This window comes from Parasphingopyxis sp. (assembly GCF_052168275.1).
Taxonomy (GTDB): Bacteria; Pseudomonadota; Alphaproteobacteria; order Sphingomonadales; family Sphingomonadaceae; genus Parasphingopyxis.
This window is the reverse complement of the sequence record NZ_JBQLZM010000082.1, coordinates 1-19,302: the sequence shown is the minus strand read 5'-3', so window position 1 is coordinate 19,302 and position 19,302 is coordinate 1. Positions and strand designations below refer to the sequence as shown.

The window sequence follows — 19,302 nt, the reverse complement described above, 5'->3', positions numbered from 1 at the left end:
AATTCGAAGACAGTGAAACGCTGGCCAGCGAAGTGGCCGGGGATATCGGGTTCATCATCGAAAAGGCGATTGAAACCAACGGGAAAGCCGAACTCGCCCTGCCGGGCGGGCGGACGCCCGTGCCGATCCTCGAAACGCTCGCGAAGCGGGATTTCGACTGGTCCAAGGTCCGCGTCTTCCCGACCAACGAACGGATCGTTCCCGAAGGCAGCGAGTACAGCAATTACGAGATGCTCAAGCGCATCCTGGGCACGGCCGGCGCGACCGTGGAGCCGCTGATCGATCACAGCCAGAACTGGAGTACCAAGGAGGCCGGCCAGAGCGCCGATGCGCGACTCGCCGGGTTCAGCTGGCCGGTCGACCTGGTCTGGGTAGGCATGGGCGAGGACGGATCGACGGCGTCGATCTATCCCGGACAGATGGACGACGCGATCAACGCGCCGAAAAGCCGCCGGGCGGTGGGCGTATCGCCCGATCCCATGCCCGAAAGCGCGCCGTTCGACCGGGTGACGCTGACCCGCGGAGCGCTGCTCAGCACGCATACGATGATCGTGACCCTTGCCGGCGCGAAAAAGCGCGAAGTGCTTGAAAAGGCTATCGAAGACGGCCCGCTGTCCAATGTGCCGATCGGCCGGATCCTCGCCGAAGTGGAAGTCCCGGTCGACATTTACTGGAGCGCCAACTAGAAACGGACCCCATAAAGGGGGCAGAATGGTCACGCTTGGGGCGGCGCTGGCTGGGCCTGTGCCGTGCAAGGCGGCGCCGGCCATAGCGCAGAGAATTGACAGGATCGGCCTGTCCGGACGGCCGGCACGTCCGCCGGGCGTGCATCTGCGCATGGACGCGGCGGTGCATGGCGCTCGGAACGACCGGGCCTCGGGGACGGAGACGGACCGGTCGCGCCCCCCATTCGGCGCGCCGGATATCGCCGACACCAAAGAAGAACCCCCATATTCCGCGACCGTCGGCCATTCGCCGGACTGGATGTATTACTATTCGAGCTATGTCCGCAGCTTGTGGAAAGATTCCCGATGTGACAAGGCGCGCTATTTGGCGCCGCCATCGAATTTGACGAGGAACGAATACATTCCAAGATGACTGCACAAGAGACGCCGCAGACACTGACCGACCACGAAGGTTCCCTCTTGTCTCTCGTTCATCGGCTCCAACCGATCACGGCCTACAAAGTCGCGAAATTCTACCAGGAATCGCCGGTCGCCAGCGTGAACAAGAGCATGGGCCAAGTCTATCCCATGATCAATCGATTCTCGAAGGAGGGCCTGATCGAGGGCCGCCCGGTGGAGGACGATGCGCGGGGCACCGAAGTCTGGCGCACCACCGACAAGGGCGAGGTGGCGCTGAAGGCCTGGCTCCGCGAATTCAAGCCCGCCCAGCTCATTCCGCACGATACGCTCGGCACCAAGGTGCTTTCGTTCGGACTGCTGACGCATCAGGAGCGCATCGACTGGGTGCTCGAGGCGAAGGCCGAGCTGGAAAAGAAGCAGGCCGAGCTGGAAGACTATAACGAGAAATCCGACCAGCCTTTCCAGGCCTATGCCCACGACAATGCGACGGGCATCCTGCGCGCGCGGATGGACTGGCTCGACCGCGTGCTCTTCGATCTCGTCAAGAGTTCGGCCGGCTCCTGACCCGGTCCGCGACAGGGCCCGCGCCGGAGCAGTCGGGATTCGTCATCGCCGCGTCGCCTAGCGGCTCCGCACATTGGCGGGACACGCCATCCCGACGCCTTCCGCATAAAAAAATGGCGAGGGTGGGACTTCCAAAACCACCCTCGCCATCAGACTAGAACGTGACCAAACGTTCTAACTAGAACCGGATTCGCCCGGTAACCGAGTAGCGCCGACCCAGCGTGTCATAAGTCGACGGATAGGTGTTGCCGGCGTTCTGCGAGCTGGTGCCCACCGAGTTGCCGACGATCGGCGGATCGCGATCGAGCAGGTTGAACACCGACAGCGTGAGATCGAAATTCTCGCTGACGTTCGACCGGATCGTCAGGTCGAAATAGCTCGCATCATCGATCGATTCGAACTGCGGATCGAGGCCGGCCCGGCTGAGGATCCGCTCATAGTCGACCCCGTCGATCCAGCGCCACAGCAGCGAGATATCGGCGATATCGTCGATGCTGACGGTGCTGCGCAGGTTGAACGACCATTCCGGCGTGATCGAGCCGCCCTGGGTCTGCGACGGGAAGCCGCAGTTCGAGCTGTATTGGCCCACGCATTCGCGGTTGATCCCGCCCGGCACGGCCTGGAACTTCAGCGTGTCGGTCCAGTTGCCGTTGAGATCGAAGTTCAGCGAACCGAAGCTCGTCGGCAGGTTGTAGGCGACGCGGAAATCGACGCCGCGCGTTTCCAGCGTGCCCTGATTGGTGAGCGGCGGCGTCAGGCCCGGCGTGTCCCCGCCGCCGTTCAGCGAACCGTTGAGCGGGTTGCGGACCACCAGCGCGCAGACCGACGGATCGGTGCCATTGCCGTCGCTGTTCGGACCGTAGCAGGGATTGAGGATGTCATCCGGCGTCCGCTGCGTGATCGCGTCGGTGATCGTGATGTCGTAATAGTCGACCGTCACCGAGAGCCCGGGAACCTGCGGCGGCGTCAGCACGAGGCCGATCGTGTAGCTTTCCGCGATCTCGGGATCGAGATTCGGATTGCCGCCCGTCGTCAGGTTGATCTGCTCGGCGGAGGGCTGCGAAATCACGCCCGCATTGACGAGCGCCGCCGGGGCGCCCTGCGCGATGCAGATCGCCGTGAGCGTGGCGTTGCCGACCGGGTTGGTGCCGGCGCACGGATCGACCGCGAGGCCGGTGAGCCCGGTCGTGACCGGCAGGAAGAGCTCGCCGATATTGGGCGAACGGACCGAACGCTGGAAGATGCCGCGGAGACGGACGCCCTGGAAAGGCTCCCAGCTGCCGCCCGCCTTCCAGGTGACGCTCGTGCCGGTGTTGGAATAATCCGACACACGGATGCCGCCTTCGGCCTGGAGGCTGTAGAAGCCCGGCACGTCCTCGACGATCGGGATGATCAGTTCGGCAAAGCCTTCGATGACGTCGTAGGTGCCGCCGAACGACGGCGCCGGAGCGCCGGTGCCGAGCACCTCGTCCTGCGTGCCCTCGGAGACGTCGGCGACGCGCGTCGCGTTATATTCGCGATATTCGACGCCCGCCGCGAAACCCACCGGCGTTTCGGTGAAGAAACCCCGTTCGCCGAGATCGCCGAAGATCGAACCGTTGACCACGGCCAGCGTCATCGTGTCGGCGAACCCGGTCGGCTGGTCGAAGAAGGCGACCGAACGCGGATCGATATTCGTGCCGACGCCGCCGCCGAACAGGTTGATCGGGAAACAGCCGTTGGACGGATCCTGGCAGGTCGTCGCATCATTGGCGCGCAACGCCTGCTGGACGCGGGACTTGAGGCCCCAACCCTGACGCGTGAGGTTGCGCTGGGTTTCGCCGTACGACGCGTAGACGTCGTAGTCGATCGTGTCGCTCAGCCCGCCGCGAACGCCCGCCCAGAGCTGGAACTGGTTGAACGTGTTGGTCGTGTTGCGCGGTCCCTGCTCGACCAGCCGGCGGTTGATCGTGACCGGAACCTCGAGATAGTTGGGATCGGTCGGATCCGTGGCCGCCCCGGCGGCCGTGCAGGTCGCCGGATCGATGGCGACCACCGGCGACGCGCAGATCTGCTGCCGGATCGTCTCGTTGATGAACGGGTTGTTGAGCGGGAACTGCCAGGTGTCGCCGAACAGGCCCGACGGCGCGAGGCGCAGCCGCACGGACGTCTTGTTGTACATCGCCCGCGAATAGACCTCGATGCCCGGCGTGATCTCGTAATCCGCCGACGCGTAGACATTGTAGCGTTCGAACGGGGTCTGCAGATAGTTGAACGGCGAGAAGTTGAACGTGTTGTAGGTCGGGACGAGCGTCGTGCCGTCCGGGCTGAGCTGGTTGACGCCCCCGCCGCCGGGCACGGTGCTCGAAATCCGGGTCGGCACCGAGGTGCCCGAACCCTGCGGCGCGCCCGAACGTCCGCGGCCGACCTGCGAGAAGGTGCGACCGCCCATCAGCACGTCGTCGACTTCCTGATATCCGATGCTGAGGACCGCGTTGCCCCGGCCGTCGTCGAAATTGGCGCCCAGGGTGAGATCGCCGCGCAGGCGTTCGCCGTCGCCGCGCTCGGTGATGCCGTAGGTCAGCGCGGCTTCGAGGCCTTCGAAATCGCGCCGCGTGACGAAGTTGGCGACGCCCGCGATGGCATCGGCGCCGTACACGGACGATGCGCCGCCCGTGACGATCTCGACCCGCTCGATCAGCGCCACCGGGATGGTGTTGAGGTCGGTTTCGCTGAACAGCGATGCCGGCACGATGCGCGTGCCGTCCAGCAGCACGAGATTGCGCCGCGAATCGAGGCCGCGAAGGTTCAGCGTACCGATACCGGCGCTGCCGTTATTGACCGAGTTGCTGACGCCCGGGGTGATACCGGGCAGCTCGCCGATCAGTTCCTCGGCGTTGGTCGCCTGGCGGTAATCGAGCTCGTCCTGGCCCAGCACCTGGATCGGGCTCGACTGTTCGAGGTTCGGATTCGTGATGCGCGTACCGGTGACGACGATCGCCGGCTGGTCGGTCGTGCTGGCGGCCGCGAGCTGTTCGCTGTCCTGCGCGAAGGCCGGGGTCGCGACGAGGGCCGAGGCGGCACCGCTCAGCAGCATCGCGCGCATGCCGCGAGTCCGCGCCGAGAATGCCGTCGATTGTGTGGTTGTAGTCATGGAATTCAAACCCCTTCAAAAAAAGCCTTTTCAGCGGCGCCGTCGCGACGATTGCACTGGTCGCGATGCCCTTGGGGCGACGCCGCACTTCCTGTTTCTGGTCGACGAAACGTCCGCCTCGCCGATGACCATGCGACGGGCTTATGGCGCTCCCGATTTCATCCCTCAACGATTTTTTCACACGAAACGTAGTTCATCCCGATCTGTGACAATCGGACAACAGTTGCATAGACCCATATTTTCCGGCGTTTTGTCGAAAATGCCGCGCATATTGCGGCAGGGCCCATATTCCGATACATACTATTTACTACGAAACGTTATATTTAGAGCCGAGCGGATCGAGAGGTGTTGGAATGGCCTGCAGCAAGAAAAACCGGATCGGCAAAGCCATCGACTGGCGGGAACGGCGCGCCGCCATCGCGGCCGGCGCGCTGCCGCTTTTCCTCGAACGGCCCTGGTCGGCGGTGAGCGTCGAGGATATCGCCGCCCGGCTCGAGATCAGCTACTGGCAGGTCTATTATTCGTTCGACGGGCTGGAAGACATTTATCGCGCCTGCGTCGCCCGGCTGATCGAGCAGGTCGAAGACCGGATCGCCGCGCCGCCGCCACCGGGCCCGTCGGTCAACCGGACTATCCAGGACTATGTCCGGCATGCGGCCGACATCGTCGGCAGCGACGCGTACCAGCACCTCCTCTTCCTGCGGCTGCGCGACGAACATACCGACCCGTGGATCAGAACGGCCTATGAAGGCCGGATCGCCGAGCCGCTGCGGGCGGGACTGGAGACCGCCGTCGCCAAGGCCGGCGAACGGAGCGAACTGAGCATCGTGCTGCTCCACGGCATGCGCGAGCGCTGCCTGATGATGCTCGAGGCGGCGCTGGCATTGCCGCGACTGCTCCAGCACGGGGAGTTCGTCGACGAAACGTTCGAGCGGACCGTCGCGACCGTCGCGAAAGAGGTGTTTGCCGCAACCTGCACGTTCGACGGCTTCGACCAGGCGAGCGCCGCCGCCTGATCGCGGCGCCTCGCCCCTGCAGACGTCCAACGCGATGCCGCCGCCGGGTCCGGGCGGGCACGCCCATAGCCGCAGCGAAACTCTCCTTTTCCGCAGCGGGAAAATGGCCTAGCCTTGACCGGTGTTGAGAAAGCCCGACCATGCGTGAGCAAGCATGCCTTTGCTGATCCATAACGGTCCCGAAGCCGTGCGTATCCGCAAGTCCAACAATGTGTCGACCTGGGGCAACCGGCTGGAGGACAATCGCGTCGAACCCGTCGCCAAGCCGGCCTTCGACGTACCGTTCAAGTTCAAGCGGAAGGAACGCATCTTCACGATCGGCTCCTGTTTCGCCCGCCACGTCGAAAGCGAGTTGATCAAGCGCGGCTTCCGCATCCCGATGCGGGACCTTCTGGCCCAGCCGGCCTTTGCCGACGTCAATGTCGAAGTCGTCAACAATTTCGGCACTCCGTCCATCTACAACGAACTGGCCTGGGCCTTCGGCGCGCAGGATTTCGACGAGACGGATGCATTCGTCGAGATCGGCCCGGACAAGTTCGTCGATCTGCACATGATCAACAGCATCCGGCCGGCGCCGGTCGAACTGCTGCGCGAACGCCGCCGCGGACTGTTCGAAGCGACCCGCATGCTGTCCCGATGCAGGGTGCTGATCATGACGCTGGGGCTCGTCGAGCTGTGGTGGGACGAGCAGGCGCAGATATATCTGAACACCGCGCCGCTCCCTTCGGTCCTGAAGAAATGGCCCGATCGGTTCTCGCTCCACGTGCTGACATTCGACGAATGCCGGGATTATCTGAACCGGGCGCTGGACCTGTGCATCGCCAACGGACCGCGCAATCTCCAGATCGTCCTCACCGTATCGCCGGTTCCCATGATGCAGACCCATCGCCGGATGGATGTGATGACCGCGAACAGCTATTCCAAATCCGTGCTGCGCGCCGTCGCCGAGCATGTCGTCGCCGAACGCGGCCAGGTCTGTTATTTTCCGAGCTACGAATCGGTGACTTACAGCGATCGCCGGATCGCCTGGATGGACGACCTCGTCCACGTCACGCGGGATATCGTTGCCTTCAACGTCGAACGCATGGTCAACGCCTTTACCGGCCGGACGACCGACACGGAATGGATACTGCCGGACGAGGCACAGCTGCCGGCCGAGGATGCGGCGGCGCTGATCCTCGCCGAGCGCGCGAACCAGGCGCGCCTGCGCGACGACGAGGCCTTTTTCGCCGAGCATCGGGATGCGGCGGCAACGTCTCCCGCATTCCGGCTCGAATATGCGCGGTTCCTGGCGGACCGGAACGCGCATGAGGACGTGGTCGCGCTGCTGTCTGACGATATGCGCGTCGAAACGCGGCTCCTGTGCGCCCAATCGCTGATGAAACTCGGCGAATACCGGCAGGCGGCCGCGATCGCCGGGCAGATTTGCGACGATCCGCCGAAGGGCGATCTGCATTGGCGCATCCTGATCGATGCGACCGCGCACGCCGGAACGATCGACGACCTGTTCGCCGTCGAGCGGCGATGGATCGAGCATGATTCGCGATACCGCTACACGGCAAAAGCTTATACGGGCCGGGCCTTGCGGCATATCCGGAACCATGAGGCGGCGATCGGGCGGTTCCGCGACGCCCTCAGAATCGGTGAGAAGACCCCGCCGATCGCCATCCAGCTCGCGGACTGCCTGATCGCGACGAAGCGCTACCAAGAGGCGCTCGACGCGATGGACGGCGTGACCGGGGCGAATGACGGGCAGATCCACCGTCTCCAGCTGCTCCGCGAGAGAGCCGGACGACGCCTCGGCAAAAAAACCGGCTGACCGGGGCGCGGGACGATGGGCGTCCGGTTGGCGACGCAGAACCGGTCGCCCGATACCGGCTCAATCGTCGCCGCGTTCGCCGCGTGTGGCCGTCAGGCAATCCCGGTAGCAATCCAGGATCCATTTGCGCGACGGTGCATTGCCATTTTCCGGCCCGCCGATGCCGCGATAGTCCCGCCCTTCGGCGGCGGCGATATCCCGCACCAGCAAATAGGCTATGGCTTCCGGCGTCCCGGAAAAGATTCCCCCCGTCGGCAACTCGTCAACATCATCCATCGGTCCGTGATCCCCAATCTGAAAGCCGAATCTGCTTCGATCCGCCCAAAACCGTACGGGCTCTCCCCCACAAGCCCCTCACATAACGCGGAGCGCACAGGAGCGGCTAGCAGCGCCCATCCCGAAATGGTAGATTGCGAATCTGGATATTTGATGGAAAAATCGGGATGCGCACTGTCCGTCGGCAAATCCGTCAACGGCCCGTCGCGTTCGGCCCCCGAATTCATGGGCAAGGGGTGTCGCTGAGACCGGCGGATCCAGATACAGGGAAGTACCGATCACGAAACAAGACACCCCGCTGCAGATCGCCCAGCGCCTGCTCGCCGACCGGCAGCCGCACAGCGCGCTCAAGATCGTCGACAACATTCTCGAACAGCGCCCCGATCACTGGTCGGCGCTGATGCGCCGGGCGAAGATTGTCGAATGGCTGGGCGATTTCCCGGCGGCCCGGCAGACATATGCCCAGGCCGCCGAGTCGGGCGCCAGAGCCGATGTCGTCGAAAAGGCGCTCGCCCGGATAGATGCGGTCGAACGGCAGATTGAGGATGCGAAAAACTGCCTTTCGGACGGCGATGCCGACCAGGCCCACGCCATTCTTTCCAACGCCCGGAAGAAGAACTCGTCGGCGCTGGTCGAACTGCACCTGGCCCGGGCCGAACTCGCCCGCGGCCAGCTCGACGATGCCGACGAACTGATCGAGGATTTCCTGCGCGAGCGGCCGGGCCACAAACTCGCACGGAAAATCAAGGTTGAAATCAACGCGCAAAAGGGTCGCGGCGGAACCTCGGGCCAGGCGAAGGGCAAGACCCCGAAACGGAAGAAGCCGGCCTTGCGAAAACAGGGCGATCCCGGGGCCGCCTTCCTGGCGGAGCTGCCGGATCGGATCGCGGCACTGGACACGGCGATCGGAACCGATGAGGCCGATGCCAGGCGCCACATCCAGTGGCTGCGCAAGAAGTCCGACCATCTGCGCGTGGCCAATTGGGCCGACGATGCGGACTGTGCCAAGGCCGCGCATTTTGCCTTCGCCAAGAGCCCGGCCCGGGCGCTGCGCAACTATGATCCGGCGCTGATCGCGAAATCGGTGGAATATGGCTATATCGTCTGGCCCCGCCGCATTCAGGACTATGTCGCCCACCGGTCCGTCCTCGACGTCGGTTGCGGGTTCGGCGCGTTCGGCAACGGTTTTCTGGTGGCCGGAGCCGAAAGCTATACCGGCATCGATCCGCAGATGCCGCTCGATTCATCCACGGTGAAGAACAAGCGCAAGCGCAAAAAGGCGAATCTCGGCGTCACGCCCAATCAGATCATGCAGCGATGCCCGGACATCCACCTGATCAACGGGGTTATCGAGGATCTCGAGACCAAGGCGACGTTCGACGCGGTCGTCCTGCACAACGTCACCGAGCATTTGCACAATATCCGCAATATCATCCCGAATATCCGGACGTTGCTGAACCCGGACGGCCATCTGATCTACCATCACCACAATTTCTATTGCTGGAACGGCCATCACAAGATGCCCAACCGGCCCGAGCAATATGTTCCCGGACTGGCCGAGCATGACGAAGTGGCCGACTGGAACCACATCCTGATCGCGCCGGACCTGCCCGAAGATCACTATTTCAATACGAATCTCAACCAGATACGCCTCGATGAAATCAAGGACATCACCTATGACAATTATGACGTGGTGAAATGGATCGAGATCGAGTCGCCCGACGCGGTTGCCGAACGGCTGACAGACGACGTTTTCGCCCGGCTGCGCGGTTTCGACGACAGTTTGACGCGGCGCGACCTGATGGTGAACGCCGCGCTGTGCGTCGCGAAGCTGAAATGATGAGCGCCGAATGAGATTGGGGAGGAGACATGCAGAAGGATCTGTTTGACGTCCGCAGCTTCCCGTCGCTCGAGAAATTTTCGGCCGGCGGTTCGGACAAGCGGCTGCAGGTCCTGATCGCGACGGAAGAGATTATCGGGCCTGTCCGCAACGGCGGCATCGCCTCCACCTATTATCATCTCGCCCGCGGCCTCGTCGCCGACGGCCACAGGGTGACGGTGCTGTATCTCAAGGGCCGCAAGGTCGAGAACGAAACGCCCGAACACTGGGTCGACCATTATGCCGGTCTCGGCATCGATCTGGTCTATCTGCCCGATCTCGACGAGGAGATCGCCTGCGCCAGCACCAAGTGGCAATGGCGCTGGCTGTCCTTCTACCGCTGGCTCAGGGCCAATGACCGGTTCGACATGGTCCACACGTCCGAATGGCGGGGCGGGGCCTTCTACTGCCTCCAGGCCAAGCGGCTGGGTCTCGCATTCCAGGACACGCTGTTCGTGATGAAGACCTCCTCGCCCTATATCTGGAACCGGCACTATCAGATGCGCCCGATCGACAAGCCCGAACTCGTCGTCGCCGCCTTCGCAGAGCAGAAATGCGTCGAATGGGCGGACATGGTCGTCGGCGGCAGCGCGCACCTGCTGAGCTTCATGGACCATATCGGCTACCGGTTGCCCGAGGGCCGTACCTTCGTGCAGCCCAATATCGTCGATTTCTCCGAAGTGAAGGTCGAGGACCGGAGGCCGGCGCGCGTCCAAGGCGACCTGGTGGAGACGAGGGAACTCGTATTTTTCGGCCGGCTCGAGCCGCGCAAGGGCCTCGAGCTCTTCGTCTTCGCGATCGACGCGCTGGTCGCCCGCGGCGTGGAAATCGAGAAGATCACCTTTCTCGGCAAGGAAGGGGAGAAGCTTCAAAGCCAGGGCAACCAGAAGCCGATCGCCTTCATCAGCGCCCATGCCCAGCACTGGCCGTTCCCGGTCGAAATCGTCAGCGACCGCAACCAGCCCGAGGCGCTGTCGCTGATGTGTTCGCGCGACATGATCGCGGTCATGCCGTCGCTGATCGAGAATTCGACGATGGCGGTGTATGAGGCGCTGGTTCACCATATCCCGTTCATTGCGACCGATGTGGGCGGAACGCCGGAGCTCATCGATCCCGCCGACCATCCGACGACGCTCGTCCGCCCCGAAGTGCAGCACCTCGCCGACCGCCTCGCCGACGCGCTGGAAAACGGGCACAGGATCGCCCGGCCTGCGTTCGACAATGACCACAATCTCGAAACCTGGTACGGCTTCCATCGCCATATCGCGGAAAACGGCCATCACGCGCTCGCGCCCCGGCCCGCGGCGCACCCCGGTCTCGAGTCAATCGCCTATGTCGCGATGCCGCCCAACCAGCACGCGCTCGCGGCGCTCGTGCAGGGCCGTCCGACGGCAATCCTGTCCGACGCGGACCATGTCATCATGGTGACCTTCCTTCCCACCCCGGCGGTTCGCGAGCAGATCGATGCGGCGCGGAACAAGGGCTACACCGTCATCGAAATGATCGGCGCCTCGGCGGGCGAATGTTTCAACCGGGCGCGCGAGGATATCGGTTCCGACATCCTGGTCTTCGACGCCGCCGGCGCGATGAACCTGTCGCCGGAATTCTTCCCCATGGTCCGCAAGGCCCTCGCGGCCCAGCCGGCGGATTTCCTGACATCCCTCTATCATATCCGAGCGGTCGATATGGACGACGACGCGCTGTTCGTGCCGCTCGGCGCCGACGTCGCGACCCAGGCCCTGTCCGGCAACGCCTATGGCGTGGAGTTGCTGATCGGGACGCGGATGGCGTTCGACGCGACCGGTCCGTTCGAGGGCTATCGCGTGTCGTCCGGCACCCTGCATGAATATGTCGGCCGCGCGGCGGCGGACGGCCGCGAACTCTTCGTCATCCCGGAACCGCTGTTCGACGTGCATATGGGCCAGGATATGATGGGCACGGGCAACCCGACCTGCAGCTATCTGATCCGCAAGCCGGTGCTGGAGGACATGAGCCTGGCGGCCCGCAAACTGCTGCTCATCGACTCCGACAGGATCGGCGGCGGCGGGCAAAAGCCCAACAGCGGCCCGCTGATCATGGCGAAGGCGCACCGCGCGCCGGACGGCGTAGCATGGCTCACCAATGTCGAACGGCTGGGCCATGTGAACGACAAGGTTCTGCACAATCATGCGATCTTTCTCGGATTCGATCGCCTGACCGGGGTTCTGCACGTGGCCAAGCGCCATACGGGCGAGCTCATCGTCAAGGCGAACAACGAGATCATCCGCCACGAGCCCGATTACGATACGTTGGGCGAACTCGTCATCTCCGACATCGAACTGCTGCCGTTCCTCGACCGGCAACCGAAAACGCATCTGCGGATCGAACTGATCACGGACGACCAGGTGCGGGCGGCCGGCCTGGCCGTCCAGCGGCTCGAGCCGAGCGTCTATTATCTGAGCTCGCATCGCCCGATCTATTGGGGTGACGATTTCTTTTTCATGCTGGAGCAGGTCGAGAAGAGGCGCGCCGAGAAACTGCACGAGCAGAGCCGGGCCGATATGGCCTCAAGCCCCGAACCCGACGATCATGATCGTCGTGGGACCTCCACGGCGCCGACCGGAGCGGCCAGCGATCTTCGGCAGTCGGGCGTTCTCAGGCGGCTGCGCGACAAGATCGGCTTCTGACGGCGGGGAGACGGACGGACCGCCTGTCCCCCGGCGGCTAGTCGTCCGGCCCGGGTTCCCGCACACCGGCCGATAACCCTGCGCTCCCTCGATATTGATGGATGCCGCATTCGGTCTTTTCCTGACCGGCCCAGCGTCCGGCGCGATCGTCCTCGCCCGGAACCGTGCAGGGCGCACATCCGATCGACGCATATCCGCGCGCGACGAGCGGATGCCGTGCCAAGCCATGATCGTCCAGAAACCCGTTCACCCGGTCCGGCGTCCAGTCCGCCAGCGGGTTGATCCGCAACCAGCTTTGCTGGACCTCTACATAGTCCATCCGCTTGCGGGCGTCGGTCTGGAAACGCTTCCGACCGGTGAGAATGCAATCGTAATTTTTCAGCGCGCCGATCATCGGTAGGGTCTTGCGGATGTAGCAGCAGCGATCGCTGTCGCGCGCATGCAGGTCGCCCTTCGGATCGGCAGCGGCCAGCTGGGCGGAGTTCGGACGGACGCGGACGAGCGTCGTCAGACCGAGCGCGTCCATGAGATCGTCGATATAGTCCAGCGTCTCGGCGAAATGTTTGCGGGTCTCGAGGAACACGACCGGCGTCGTCGGATCCTTGTCGGCCACGAGCTTGAGCAGAACGGCCGCTTCGGCGCCGAACGAAGACAGGACCGCGGCGCGGCCGGCAGCGCGGCCATTGAGTATCTGCGCAAGAATTTGCCGCGCTGTCAGCTTTTCGAAACTGGCGTTCAGCGCCGCGGCCTTCTCGCTGAGCTCAATCGCCGTGCGCGTCGCCAGTGCCATGGTCGCCGCTCCGCGCTAGGTCCATGTCGAACGGCAGGGAATTTTCGAACGGTCGCACCGGTCGGCATATTTTCTCGCGATCTCGGTGATCTCGTCCAGCAGCCCGTCATCGAGCGTGATCGGTTCCAGCCCGAGGCCCAGGAACCGGTCGTTCGCTACGTGGAGATCATTCTCGTCGGCCTCGTTGCGCGGATTTTCGACCAGCTCGAACGCGCCGCCGGTCTTGTCCGCGATCATCTTGGCGAGATCGCGCACCCGGTGCGTTTCGGTCATCTGGTTGAGAATGTTCACGCGCTCGCCCTTTTGCGGCGGGTTGGCGATGGCCAGCTCGATACACCGGCAGGTGTCCTGGATATGGATGAAGGCCCGCGTCTGGCCGCCCGTGCCGTGCACGGTCATCGGATAGTCGAGCGCGGCCTGCATGACGAAGCGATTGAGCACCGTGCCGTAATCGCCGTCATAGTCGAACCGGTTGATGAGCCGCTCGTCCATCCTGGTTTCTTCGGTCTGGGTACCCCAAACGATGCCCTGGTGGAGATCGGTGACGCGGACGCCGTCATTCTTGTTGTAATAGGCGAAGAACAGCTGATCCTGCGTCTTGGTCAGATGGTAGATCGATCCCGGATTCACCGGATAGAGGATTTCCTGTTCGATGACGTCCGTATCGGTCGGAATCTGCACGGTCAGATAGCCCTCGGGAATCTTCATGCCCGCCGTGCCGTATCCATAGACCCCCATCGTCCCGAGATGCACAATATGGGCATTGCTTTTCGCCTCGACGATCGCGGCCAGCAGATTGTTGGTGGCGTTGAGATTATTGTCGACGGTGTAGCGTTTGTGAAAGCTCGATTTCATCGAATAGGGCGCGGCGCGCTGTTCGGCGAAATGGATGACGACATCCGGATCTTCGTCTTCGATCAGCGTCAGCAGCCGATGATAACTGTCCGCGATATCGAAATCGTGAAAGGCGATATCCTTTCCGCTCACTTCCTTCCAGGCGGCGAGGCGCCGGTCGATCGGCGCGATCGGCGTCAGCGATTCTACGCCCAGCTCGACATCGATCTTCCGGCGGGAAAGATTGTCGATAATGGTGACGTCATAGCCGCGACGTGACAGATGGAGGCTCGTGGGCCAGCCGCAAAAGCCGTCCCCCCCCAAGACAAAAACCTTCATTGCACACAATATCCGTTGTTGTGCCCCTTCCCGGGGCGACCTCGCGACCGGAAACCGTTTATCGATCCTCACCAACAAAGCAACCGGGCGCCAGCCGGTCCCCACATTTCATCCAGAAAAATCCATGATTGGGCGCATTTTGCCGCCGACACCGCCGAAAAATCGATAAATATTCGTTATTCGACAACACCATAGGCCCGGCGCGCCAACCGTTCGGTCTTGAGCAGGTTGAGGTCCTCGGCCACCATCTCGGAGACGAGCTCCGCGAAAGTCGACACATGCTCCCAGCCGAGCTGCGCGCGCGCCTTGGACGGATCGCCGAGCAGCTGGTCGACCTCGGTCGGGCGGAAATAATGGGGATCGACGGCAATCAGGCAGTCTCCGCTCTTCGCATCGCAGCCCTTTTCGTCGACGCCCTCGCCCCGCCATTCGATCGCCCGCCCCAGTTCGGCGAAGGCGAGTTCGCAAAACTCCCGCACCGAATGCATCTCGCCGGTCGCGAGCACATAATCGCCGGGCTCCTCCTGCTGCAGGATCCGCCACATCCCGTCGACGAAATCGCGGGCATGGCCCCAGTCGCGCCGGGCGTCGAGATTCCCCAGATAGAGCCGGTCCTGCAGCCCGAGCTCGATCGCGGCGACGGCCCGGGTGATCTTGCGCGTCACGAAGGTTTCGCCGCGGATCGGGCTTTCATGGTTGAACAGGATGCCATTCGACGCGTGGAAGCCGTAGGCCTCGCGATAATTGACCGTGATCCAGTAGGCATAGAGCTTGGCGACGGCATAGGGCGAGCGCGGATAGAAGGGCGTGGTCTCGCTCTGCGGCACCTCCTGAACCTTGCCGTACAGCTCCGACGTCGAGGCCTGGTAGAAGCGCACCCGGTCCTGCATCTCGAGGATGCGGATCGCCTCGAGCATCCGGAGCGCGCCCACCGCATCGGCATTGGCCGTATATTCGGGCGTTTCGAAACTGACCGCGACATGGCTTTGCGCGGCGAGATTGTAGATCTCGTCGGGCTGCGTCTCGGCGACCACGCGGATCAGGTTGGTCGCATCGGTCAGATCGCCGTAATGCAGCTTGAAATCGCCCGCGCCATTCTCGGCATGGCCGAACAGATGGTCGATCCGGCCCGTGTTGAAAGACGAGGAGCGGCGTTTGATGCCGTGCACATTATAGCCCTTGTCGAGCAGCAATTCCGCCAGATAGGCGCCGTCCTGCCCCGTGCAGCCCGTGATCAGCGCCGTCTTGCGTTTCGTCGTATCGTTCATTTCACCGCCTCGATATTCAGCGACATCAGCGTCCCGTTATCCTTGTCCATGTGCGGCAGATAGGACTGCGAATAATCGTCGAGATCGCTATGCTCGGTCTCGCGCCAGTCCCATAACCGCGTTTCGGCGAAGCCAACCGTCTTCAGGTCGTCCGCCAGTCTTTCCTCGTCGAAGATGATCTTGTGATAATCATATTCGTCGCGCTGCCCGCCGCACAACAGGCCGCGAATATCCTCGATCCCGCGTTCGAGCGCGCCTTCGGCGTAGAGGCGCGCGCAGGCGGCGAAATCGGGAACCGCGAGCCGCAGCACGCCGCCTGGCCGCAACACGCGGTGCCATTCCCGGAGCACGTCCATATATTCGGCGCGGCCGAAATGCTCGAGTATGTGGCAGGCATAGATCAGGCCGACCGTATCGCTTTCGATGAACGAGAGATCGTCGGCCGGGCCCTGATGATCGACATGCGGATAGTCGAGCGCGTCGACATGGAAAAAACCCTCGATATGTTTCGATCCGCACCCGAGGTGCAGCTTTTCCGTCGAACCCGTGCTCATCGCCCGCTTCTCCCTCGGTCCCCGTGTTCGAGGAACCAGCCATACATCTGCCGCAGCCCGTCTTCGAGGTCCGTAGCCGGCCGCCAGCCCAACGCGTTTATCCGGCTGTTGTCCATCAGTTTCCGCATCGTGCCGTCGGGCTTCGAACTGTCGAACGTGACCGCGCCCTCATAGCCGACGATTTCCCGGATCAGCTCGGCCAGATCGCGGATCGATATCTCCTGCCCGGATCCGGCATTGATCATTCCGCCCTCGCGATAATGTTCCATCAGGAACAGGCAGGCCTCACCGATATCCTTCGAGAAGATGAACTCGCGCAGCGGCTTGCCCGTGCCCCAGACCGCCAGGCTGTCTCGCCCCTCCATCTTCGCTTCGTGGAAGCGGCGCATCAGGCCGGCGGCGACATGGCTGTGCTCGGGATGGAAATTGTCGCCGATCCCGTAAACGTTGCAGGGCATGGCGGTGAACGCGTCGAATCCGTGCTGCTTGGCATAGGCGTCGCACATTTCCTTGCCCGCGATCTTGGCGACGGCATAGGCCGAATTGGTCGGCTCGAGCGGGCCCGTCAGCAGGCTCGATTCCCGGATCGGCTGTTCGGCCTGTTTGGGATAGATGCAGGACGAGCCGAGAAACAGCAGCCGCTGCGCGCCATGCCGCCAAGCGGCGTCGATCACATGCGTCTGGATGAGCAGATTCTCGCGAATGAAATCCGCGCCACCCGTGTCGTTGGCGATAATTCCGCCCACCTTGGCGGCCGCGAGAAAGACCCAGTCGGGCCGGGCTTCGGCGAAGAACCCGTCCACCTTCGCCCGGTCGTCCAGCGGCAGTTCGCGTCGCGGTCGGGTCACGATATTCTCGTAGCCATGGGCCCGGACGGCCTCGACGATCGCACCGCCGACCATCCCGGTATGGCCGGCAACATAGATTTTCGGTTGCGACGTCATCTCACCTCACAGACGCTGGAGCGGATCGGGAGCGGGCGACCGATAAACGGAATCCCGCGAATATCCCATAGCGAATCTCGCAGGCGATTGAATTTGCCCGGCTCTTGCGGCGGATGAAGCGCTCAGCCGGCCCGCTGGACGCGCTTGCGGATCACGGTGTAATGATCGGTCAGCGCTGCCAGCGCGACCCGGGCCACGTCGGTCTCGACCGTCGCGCGCTCGAGGATTTCGCGTTCGAACTCGGCCCGCAACGCCTCGATCTCGCCGCCGCATGTCGCGTTGAAAAAGGTGCCGCCGCCCAGGTCCGACGCGAATTTCGAAAAGTTGCTCGACGTCCCGAGAATGGCCGCGGCATTCTTGATCACGAGAAAGTCGAAAAAGGCCTTCTGGATCGGGACCGGGAGGGTGAAGCTGGACAGGTCCACGAAGTTCCTGGGGCCGTAATTGGTCTGGAACGTCTCAATCGTCTCCGGCGAATCGCTGGTGAAAACGATCCGTTTTCCGGCTTCGAGATGCCGCTCCAGCTCCTCGCGGAAATAGTCCTCGGGCGCCGTCCGCACCACGAAATGGCTGACGAGGAAGCGGATGCGCTTTTCGTCGATGGATCCGCCGCCATGCTGCGGCAGGTCGCGCCGCAGCATGTCGTAGCAGTCGCCCCTGCGATAATGCAGCGCGACATAGGAGCCGGGTTCGAGACCGGTACGGTTGTGGAAATTCGCAAGCGCGGTCAGGATGCGCGGATTGTGCGGAATCGTGTCGAACAGTTCGGCGAGGTCGCTCGTGAAAATGCCCCGTTTCCCGCGCTCGCCCTCGAACAGCAGGTTCGCCGTGCCGCGCTGGTAGAACGGCGCGGTCGAGTTGAGGAAAACCTCGCGGGAGAAACCGTCCTTCAGGCTCGCGGCGAATTCCTCGCTCGAGAGATCGCGGCCGTCTTCGGGAAAGGATATCAGCCGCTGCTCGACGAACAGCAGACTCTGATCGCCGTTGCCGTAGAATTCCACGAGGTCGAAGATCTCGCTCGGGGAATAGTTTTCGCGCTCGGCGCCATAGCGTTCGGGCACGCTCGGCCAGTTGACGATCAGCTGCCCGTCGACCTGGCGGATGAACCGCCAGGCGAGCATGATCGACTTCAGCCGGGCGATCAGCCTGTCGCTCCTGCCGATTATCAGACGCGGCCGCCGCGGGGAATCTGTCAAGGAATATTCGCCAATTGCATATTGTCGTTCGGAACGGGGGAGATAGGCCGGACCTGCCGTCCATGTCCAGCCCGCGCCGCGCCCGGGAATTCACATGTCGCACGACGCCCGGTTCCCGGCATCCGCGGTTTGGAAAGGCCAGCTGGCGGACACGGAGGGATTCGAACCCTCGATACGGGTAATCCCCGTATGCCGGTTTAGCAAACCGGTGGTTTCAGCCACTCACCCACGTGTCCTGGCGCAGCCGTTCGGCGCGTATAGCGGCGTGGATTGAACGGATCAACAGCCCTTCGCCGCATCGCCCGGCCGCCGCCAAATGCCCGGAAATCCACAGAATCGACTCGTTTCGGCGCGGAACCGACTCGGTTCGTCCCGCGCTCGATTGCGCGCGAGTCCGGCCGGGGCGTAAAACCGGCGGGCCGAGCTTTGCCGGGGGATGGATCATGTTGAAGAAGCGCCTGTTTTCAATCGCCGCCGCGCTCGGCCTCGCCGGGATGGCCATCGCGCCGTCCGCCGCGCAGATCGACACCGTCGATCCCGATGCGGCGCTCCAGACCGGCGATTTCAGCGAGAGCGACTATCGGAGCGGCGGCTCGACGACCGACCAGGGCGCGCCTGCCGACGATCCGGGATATGATACCGAGCCCGGTTTCGACGCCGACGCCGCGGTCGAGACCGACACGACCGTCTATGCCGACCCCAACTACATCCCCGACACGCCCGGCTATGAGAATGAAGCCATCCCCGCGCAGGAGGACGTCGCCGGAAACGACGCGGCGACCGGCGAGCCGACCGTGCCGGCGACGCAGGACGGGCGCACCACCTATCAGCAGGACGACCTGATCGCCGCGGCCGGCGGCGTGTTCGGCGACGGCGCGGAAGGGCTGGCGCGGATCATCGAGGATATCCTCTCCGACCAGGGCGAGCCCAACGGCTATA

Annotated in this window: 16 protein-coding genes and 1 tRNA gene; 8 read left to right on the top strand and 9 right to left on the bottom strand. The window is 63.3% G+C overall.

What is annotated here, in order from left to right; translation table 11 throughout:
• The 3 genes from ACTS1X_RS07520 to ACTS1X_RS07510 form a co-directional block, all read left to right on the top strand.
• On the top strand, positions 1 to 686 hold a 686-nt coding region (locus tag ACTS1X_RS07520; protein ID WP_442613767.1), incomplete at its 5' end, for a 6-phosphogluconolactonase.
• Between the two features lie 25 nt (positions 687 to 711).
• The gene (locus ACTS1X_RS07515; RefSeq protein WP_442613766.1) at positions 712 to 1,098 is read left to right on the top strand and encodes a hypothetical protein; all 387 of its coding nucleotides are present in this window, start codon (positions 712 to 714) and stop codon (positions 1,096 to 1,098) included.
• Positions 1,095 to 1,649: a PadR family transcriptional regulator gene (locus ACTS1X_RS07510; protein ID WP_442613765.1), complete on the top strand. Its 555-nt coding sequence runs from the start codon at positions 1,095 to 1,097 to the stop codon at positions 1,647 to 1,649. The genes ACTS1X_RS07515 and ACTS1X_RS07510 overlap by 4 nt, the downstream gene beginning before the upstream one ends.
• A gap of 178 nt (positions 1,650 to 1,827) precedes the next feature.
• Here the strand turns inward: ACTS1X_RS07510 and ACTS1X_RS07505 are convergent, their stop codons facing one another.
• The gene (locus ACTS1X_RS07505; RefSeq protein WP_442613764.1) at positions 1,828 to 4,782 is read right to left on the bottom strand and encodes a TonB-dependent receptor plug domain-containing protein; all 2,955 of its coding nucleotides are present in this window, start codon (positions 4,780 to 4,782) and stop codon (positions 1,828 to 1,830) included.
• A 353-nt stretch (positions 4,783 to 5,135) separates the two neighbouring features.
• Here ACTS1X_RS07505 and ACTS1X_RS07500 point away from each other — a divergent pair, with 353 nt between their 5' ends.
• Together ACTS1X_RS07500 and ACTS1X_RS07495 are read left to right on the top strand one after the other, a co-directional pair.
• Positions 5,136 to 5,798 (top strand): TetR/AcrR family transcriptional regulator, encoded by a 663-nt coding sequence (locus ACTS1X_RS07500; protein WP_442613763.1) that lies wholly within the window; start codon positions 5,136 to 5,138, stop codon positions 5,796 to 5,798.
• A gap of 154 nt (positions 5,799 to 5,952) precedes the next feature.
• On the top strand, positions 5,953 to 7,617 hold the full coding sequence (locus ACTS1X_RS07495; RefSeq protein WP_442613762.1) for a GSCFA domain-containing protein: 1,665 nt from the start codon (positions 5,953 to 5,955) through the stop codon (positions 7,615 to 7,617).
• A 60-nt stretch (positions 7,618 to 7,677) separates the two neighbouring features.
• Here the strand turns inward: ACTS1X_RS07495 and ACTS1X_RS07490 are convergent, their stop codons facing one another.
• Positions 7,678 to 7,893 carry a hypothetical protein gene (locus ACTS1X_RS07490; RefSeq protein WP_442613761.1) on the bottom strand — a complete coding sequence of 72 codons (216 nt, stop codon included), beginning with the start codon at positions 7,891 to 7,893 and terminating at the stop codon, positions 7,678 to 7,680.
• Positions 7,894 to 8,170: 277 nt separating this feature from the next.
• On the opposite strand from ACTS1X_RS07490, the gene ACTS1X_RS07485 reads away from it, so the two are divergent.
• Complete coding sequence (locus ACTS1X_RS07485; protein ID WP_442613768.1) at positions 8,171 to 9,733, top strand: methyltransferase; 1,563 nt, start codon at positions 8,171 to 8,173, stop codon at positions 9,731 to 9,733.
• A gap of 29 nt (positions 9,734 to 9,762) precedes the next feature.
• The gene (locus ACTS1X_RS07480; protein WP_442613760.1) at positions 9,763 to 12,438 is read left to right on the top strand and encodes a glycosyltransferase family 4 protein; all 2,676 of its coding nucleotides are present in this window, start codon (positions 9,763 to 9,765) and stop codon (positions 12,436 to 12,438) included.
• Between the two features lie 37 nt (positions 12,439 to 12,475).
• Here the strand turns inward: ACTS1X_RS07480 and ACTS1X_RS07475 are convergent, their stop codons facing one another.
• The 7 genes from ACTS1X_RS07475 to ACTS1X_RS07445 all read right to left on the bottom strand — a co-directional run bounded on the left by ACTS1X_RS07475 (position 12,476) and on the right by ACTS1X_RS07445 (position 18,599).
• Positions 12,476 to 13,228 (bottom strand): phosphoadenylyl-sulfate reductase, encoded by a 753-nt coding sequence (locus ACTS1X_RS07475; protein ID WP_442613759.1) that lies wholly within the window; start codon positions 13,226 to 13,228, stop codon positions 12,476 to 12,478.
• 15 nt (positions 13,229 to 13,243) lie between these two features.
• The gene (locus ACTS1X_RS07470) at positions 13,244 to 14,401 is read right to left on the bottom strand and encodes an NAD-dependent epimerase/dehydratase family protein (protein ID WP_442613758.1); all 1,158 of its coding nucleotides are present in this window, start codon (positions 14,399 to 14,401) and stop codon (positions 13,244 to 13,246) included.
• Positions 14,402 to 14,577: 176 nt separating this feature from the next.
• Entirely contained in the window at positions 14,578 to 15,669 is a 1,092-nt protein-coding gene (gene gmd / locus ACTS1X_RS07465) for a GDP-mannose 4,6-dehydratase (protein ID WP_442613757.1), read from the bottom strand.
• Positions 15,666 to 16,223 carry a methyltransferase domain-containing protein gene (locus ACTS1X_RS07460; protein WP_442613756.1) on the bottom strand — a complete coding sequence of 186 codons (558 nt, stop codon included), beginning with the start codon at positions 16,221 to 16,223 and terminating at the stop codon, positions 15,666 to 15,668. The genes gmd and ACTS1X_RS07460 overlap by 4 nt, the downstream gene beginning before the upstream one ends.
• Positions 16,220 to 17,167 (bottom strand): GDP-L-fucose synthase family protein, encoded by a 948-nt coding sequence (locus tag ACTS1X_RS07455; protein ID WP_442613755.1) that lies wholly within the window; start codon positions 17,165 to 17,167, stop codon positions 16,220 to 16,222. The genes ACTS1X_RS07460 and ACTS1X_RS07455 overlap by 4 nt, the downstream gene beginning before the upstream one ends.
• Positions 17,168 to 17,289: 122 nt before the next feature.
• Positions 17,290 to 18,363: a hypothetical protein gene (locus ACTS1X_RS07450; protein WP_442613754.1), complete on the bottom strand. Its 1,074-nt coding sequence runs from the start codon at positions 18,361 to 18,363 to the stop codon at positions 17,290 to 17,292.
• Between the two features lie 143 nt (positions 18,364 to 18,506).
• Positions 18,507 to 18,599 (bottom strand) — tRNA-Ser (locus ACTS1X_RS07445).
• Positions 18,600 to 18,806: 207 nt separating this feature from the next.
• Here ACTS1X_RS07445 and ACTS1X_RS07440 point away from each other — a divergent pair.
• The coding region (locus ACTS1X_RS07440) for an EipA family protein (protein ID WP_442613753.1) at positions 18,807 to 19,302 on the top strand (496 nt) is incomplete at its 3' end.

Excerpts from the sequence above, each read along its gene's own strand:
- ACTS1X_RS07515 (WP_442613766.1), top strand. The coding sequence starts at position 712 with ATGGTCACGCTTGGGGCGGCGCTGGCTGGGCCTGTGCCGTGCAAGGCG.
- ACTS1X_RS07510 (WP_442613765.1), top strand. The coding sequence starts at position 1,095 with ATGACTGCACAAGAGACGCCGCAGACACTGACCGACCACGAAGGTTCC.
- ACTS1X_RS07505 (WP_442613764.1), bottom strand. The coding sequence starts at position 4,782 with ATGACTACAACCACACAATCGACGGCATTCTCGGCGCGGACTCGCGGC.
- ACTS1X_RS07500 (WP_442613763.1), top strand. The coding sequence starts at position 5,136 with ATGGCCTGCAGCAAGAAAAACCGGATCGGCAAAGCCATCGACTGGCGG.
- ACTS1X_RS07495 (WP_442613762.1), top strand. The coding sequence starts at position 5,953 with ATGCCTTTGCTGATCCATAACGGTCCCGAAGCCGTGCGTATCCGCAAG.
- ACTS1X_RS07490 (WP_442613761.1), bottom strand. The coding sequence starts at position 7,893 with ATGGATGATGTTGACGAGTTGCCGACGGGGGGAATCTTTTCCGGGACG.
- ACTS1X_RS07480 (WP_442613760.1), top strand. The coding sequence starts at position 9,763 with ATGCAGAAGGATCTGTTTGACGTCCGCAGCTTCCCGTCGCTCGAGAAA.
- ACTS1X_RS07475 (WP_442613759.1), bottom strand. The coding sequence starts at position 13,228 with ATGGCACTGGCGACGCGCACGGCGATTGAGCTCAGCGAGAAGGCCGCG.
- ACTS1X_RS07470 (WP_442613758.1), bottom strand. The coding sequence starts at position 14,401 with ATGAAGGTTTTTGTCTTGGGGGGGGACGGCTTTTGCGGCTGGCCCACG.
- gmd (WP_442613757.1), bottom strand. The coding sequence starts at position 15,669 with ATGAACGATACGACGAAACGCAAGACGGCGCTGATCACGGGCTGCACG.
- ACTS1X_RS07460 (WP_442613756.1), bottom strand. The coding sequence starts at position 16,223 with ATGAGCACGGGTTCGACGGAAAAGCTGCACCTCGGGTGCGGATCGAAA.
- ACTS1X_RS07455 (WP_442613755.1), bottom strand. The coding sequence starts at position 17,167 with ATGACGTCGCAACCGAAAATCTATGTTGCCGGCCATACCGGGATGGTC.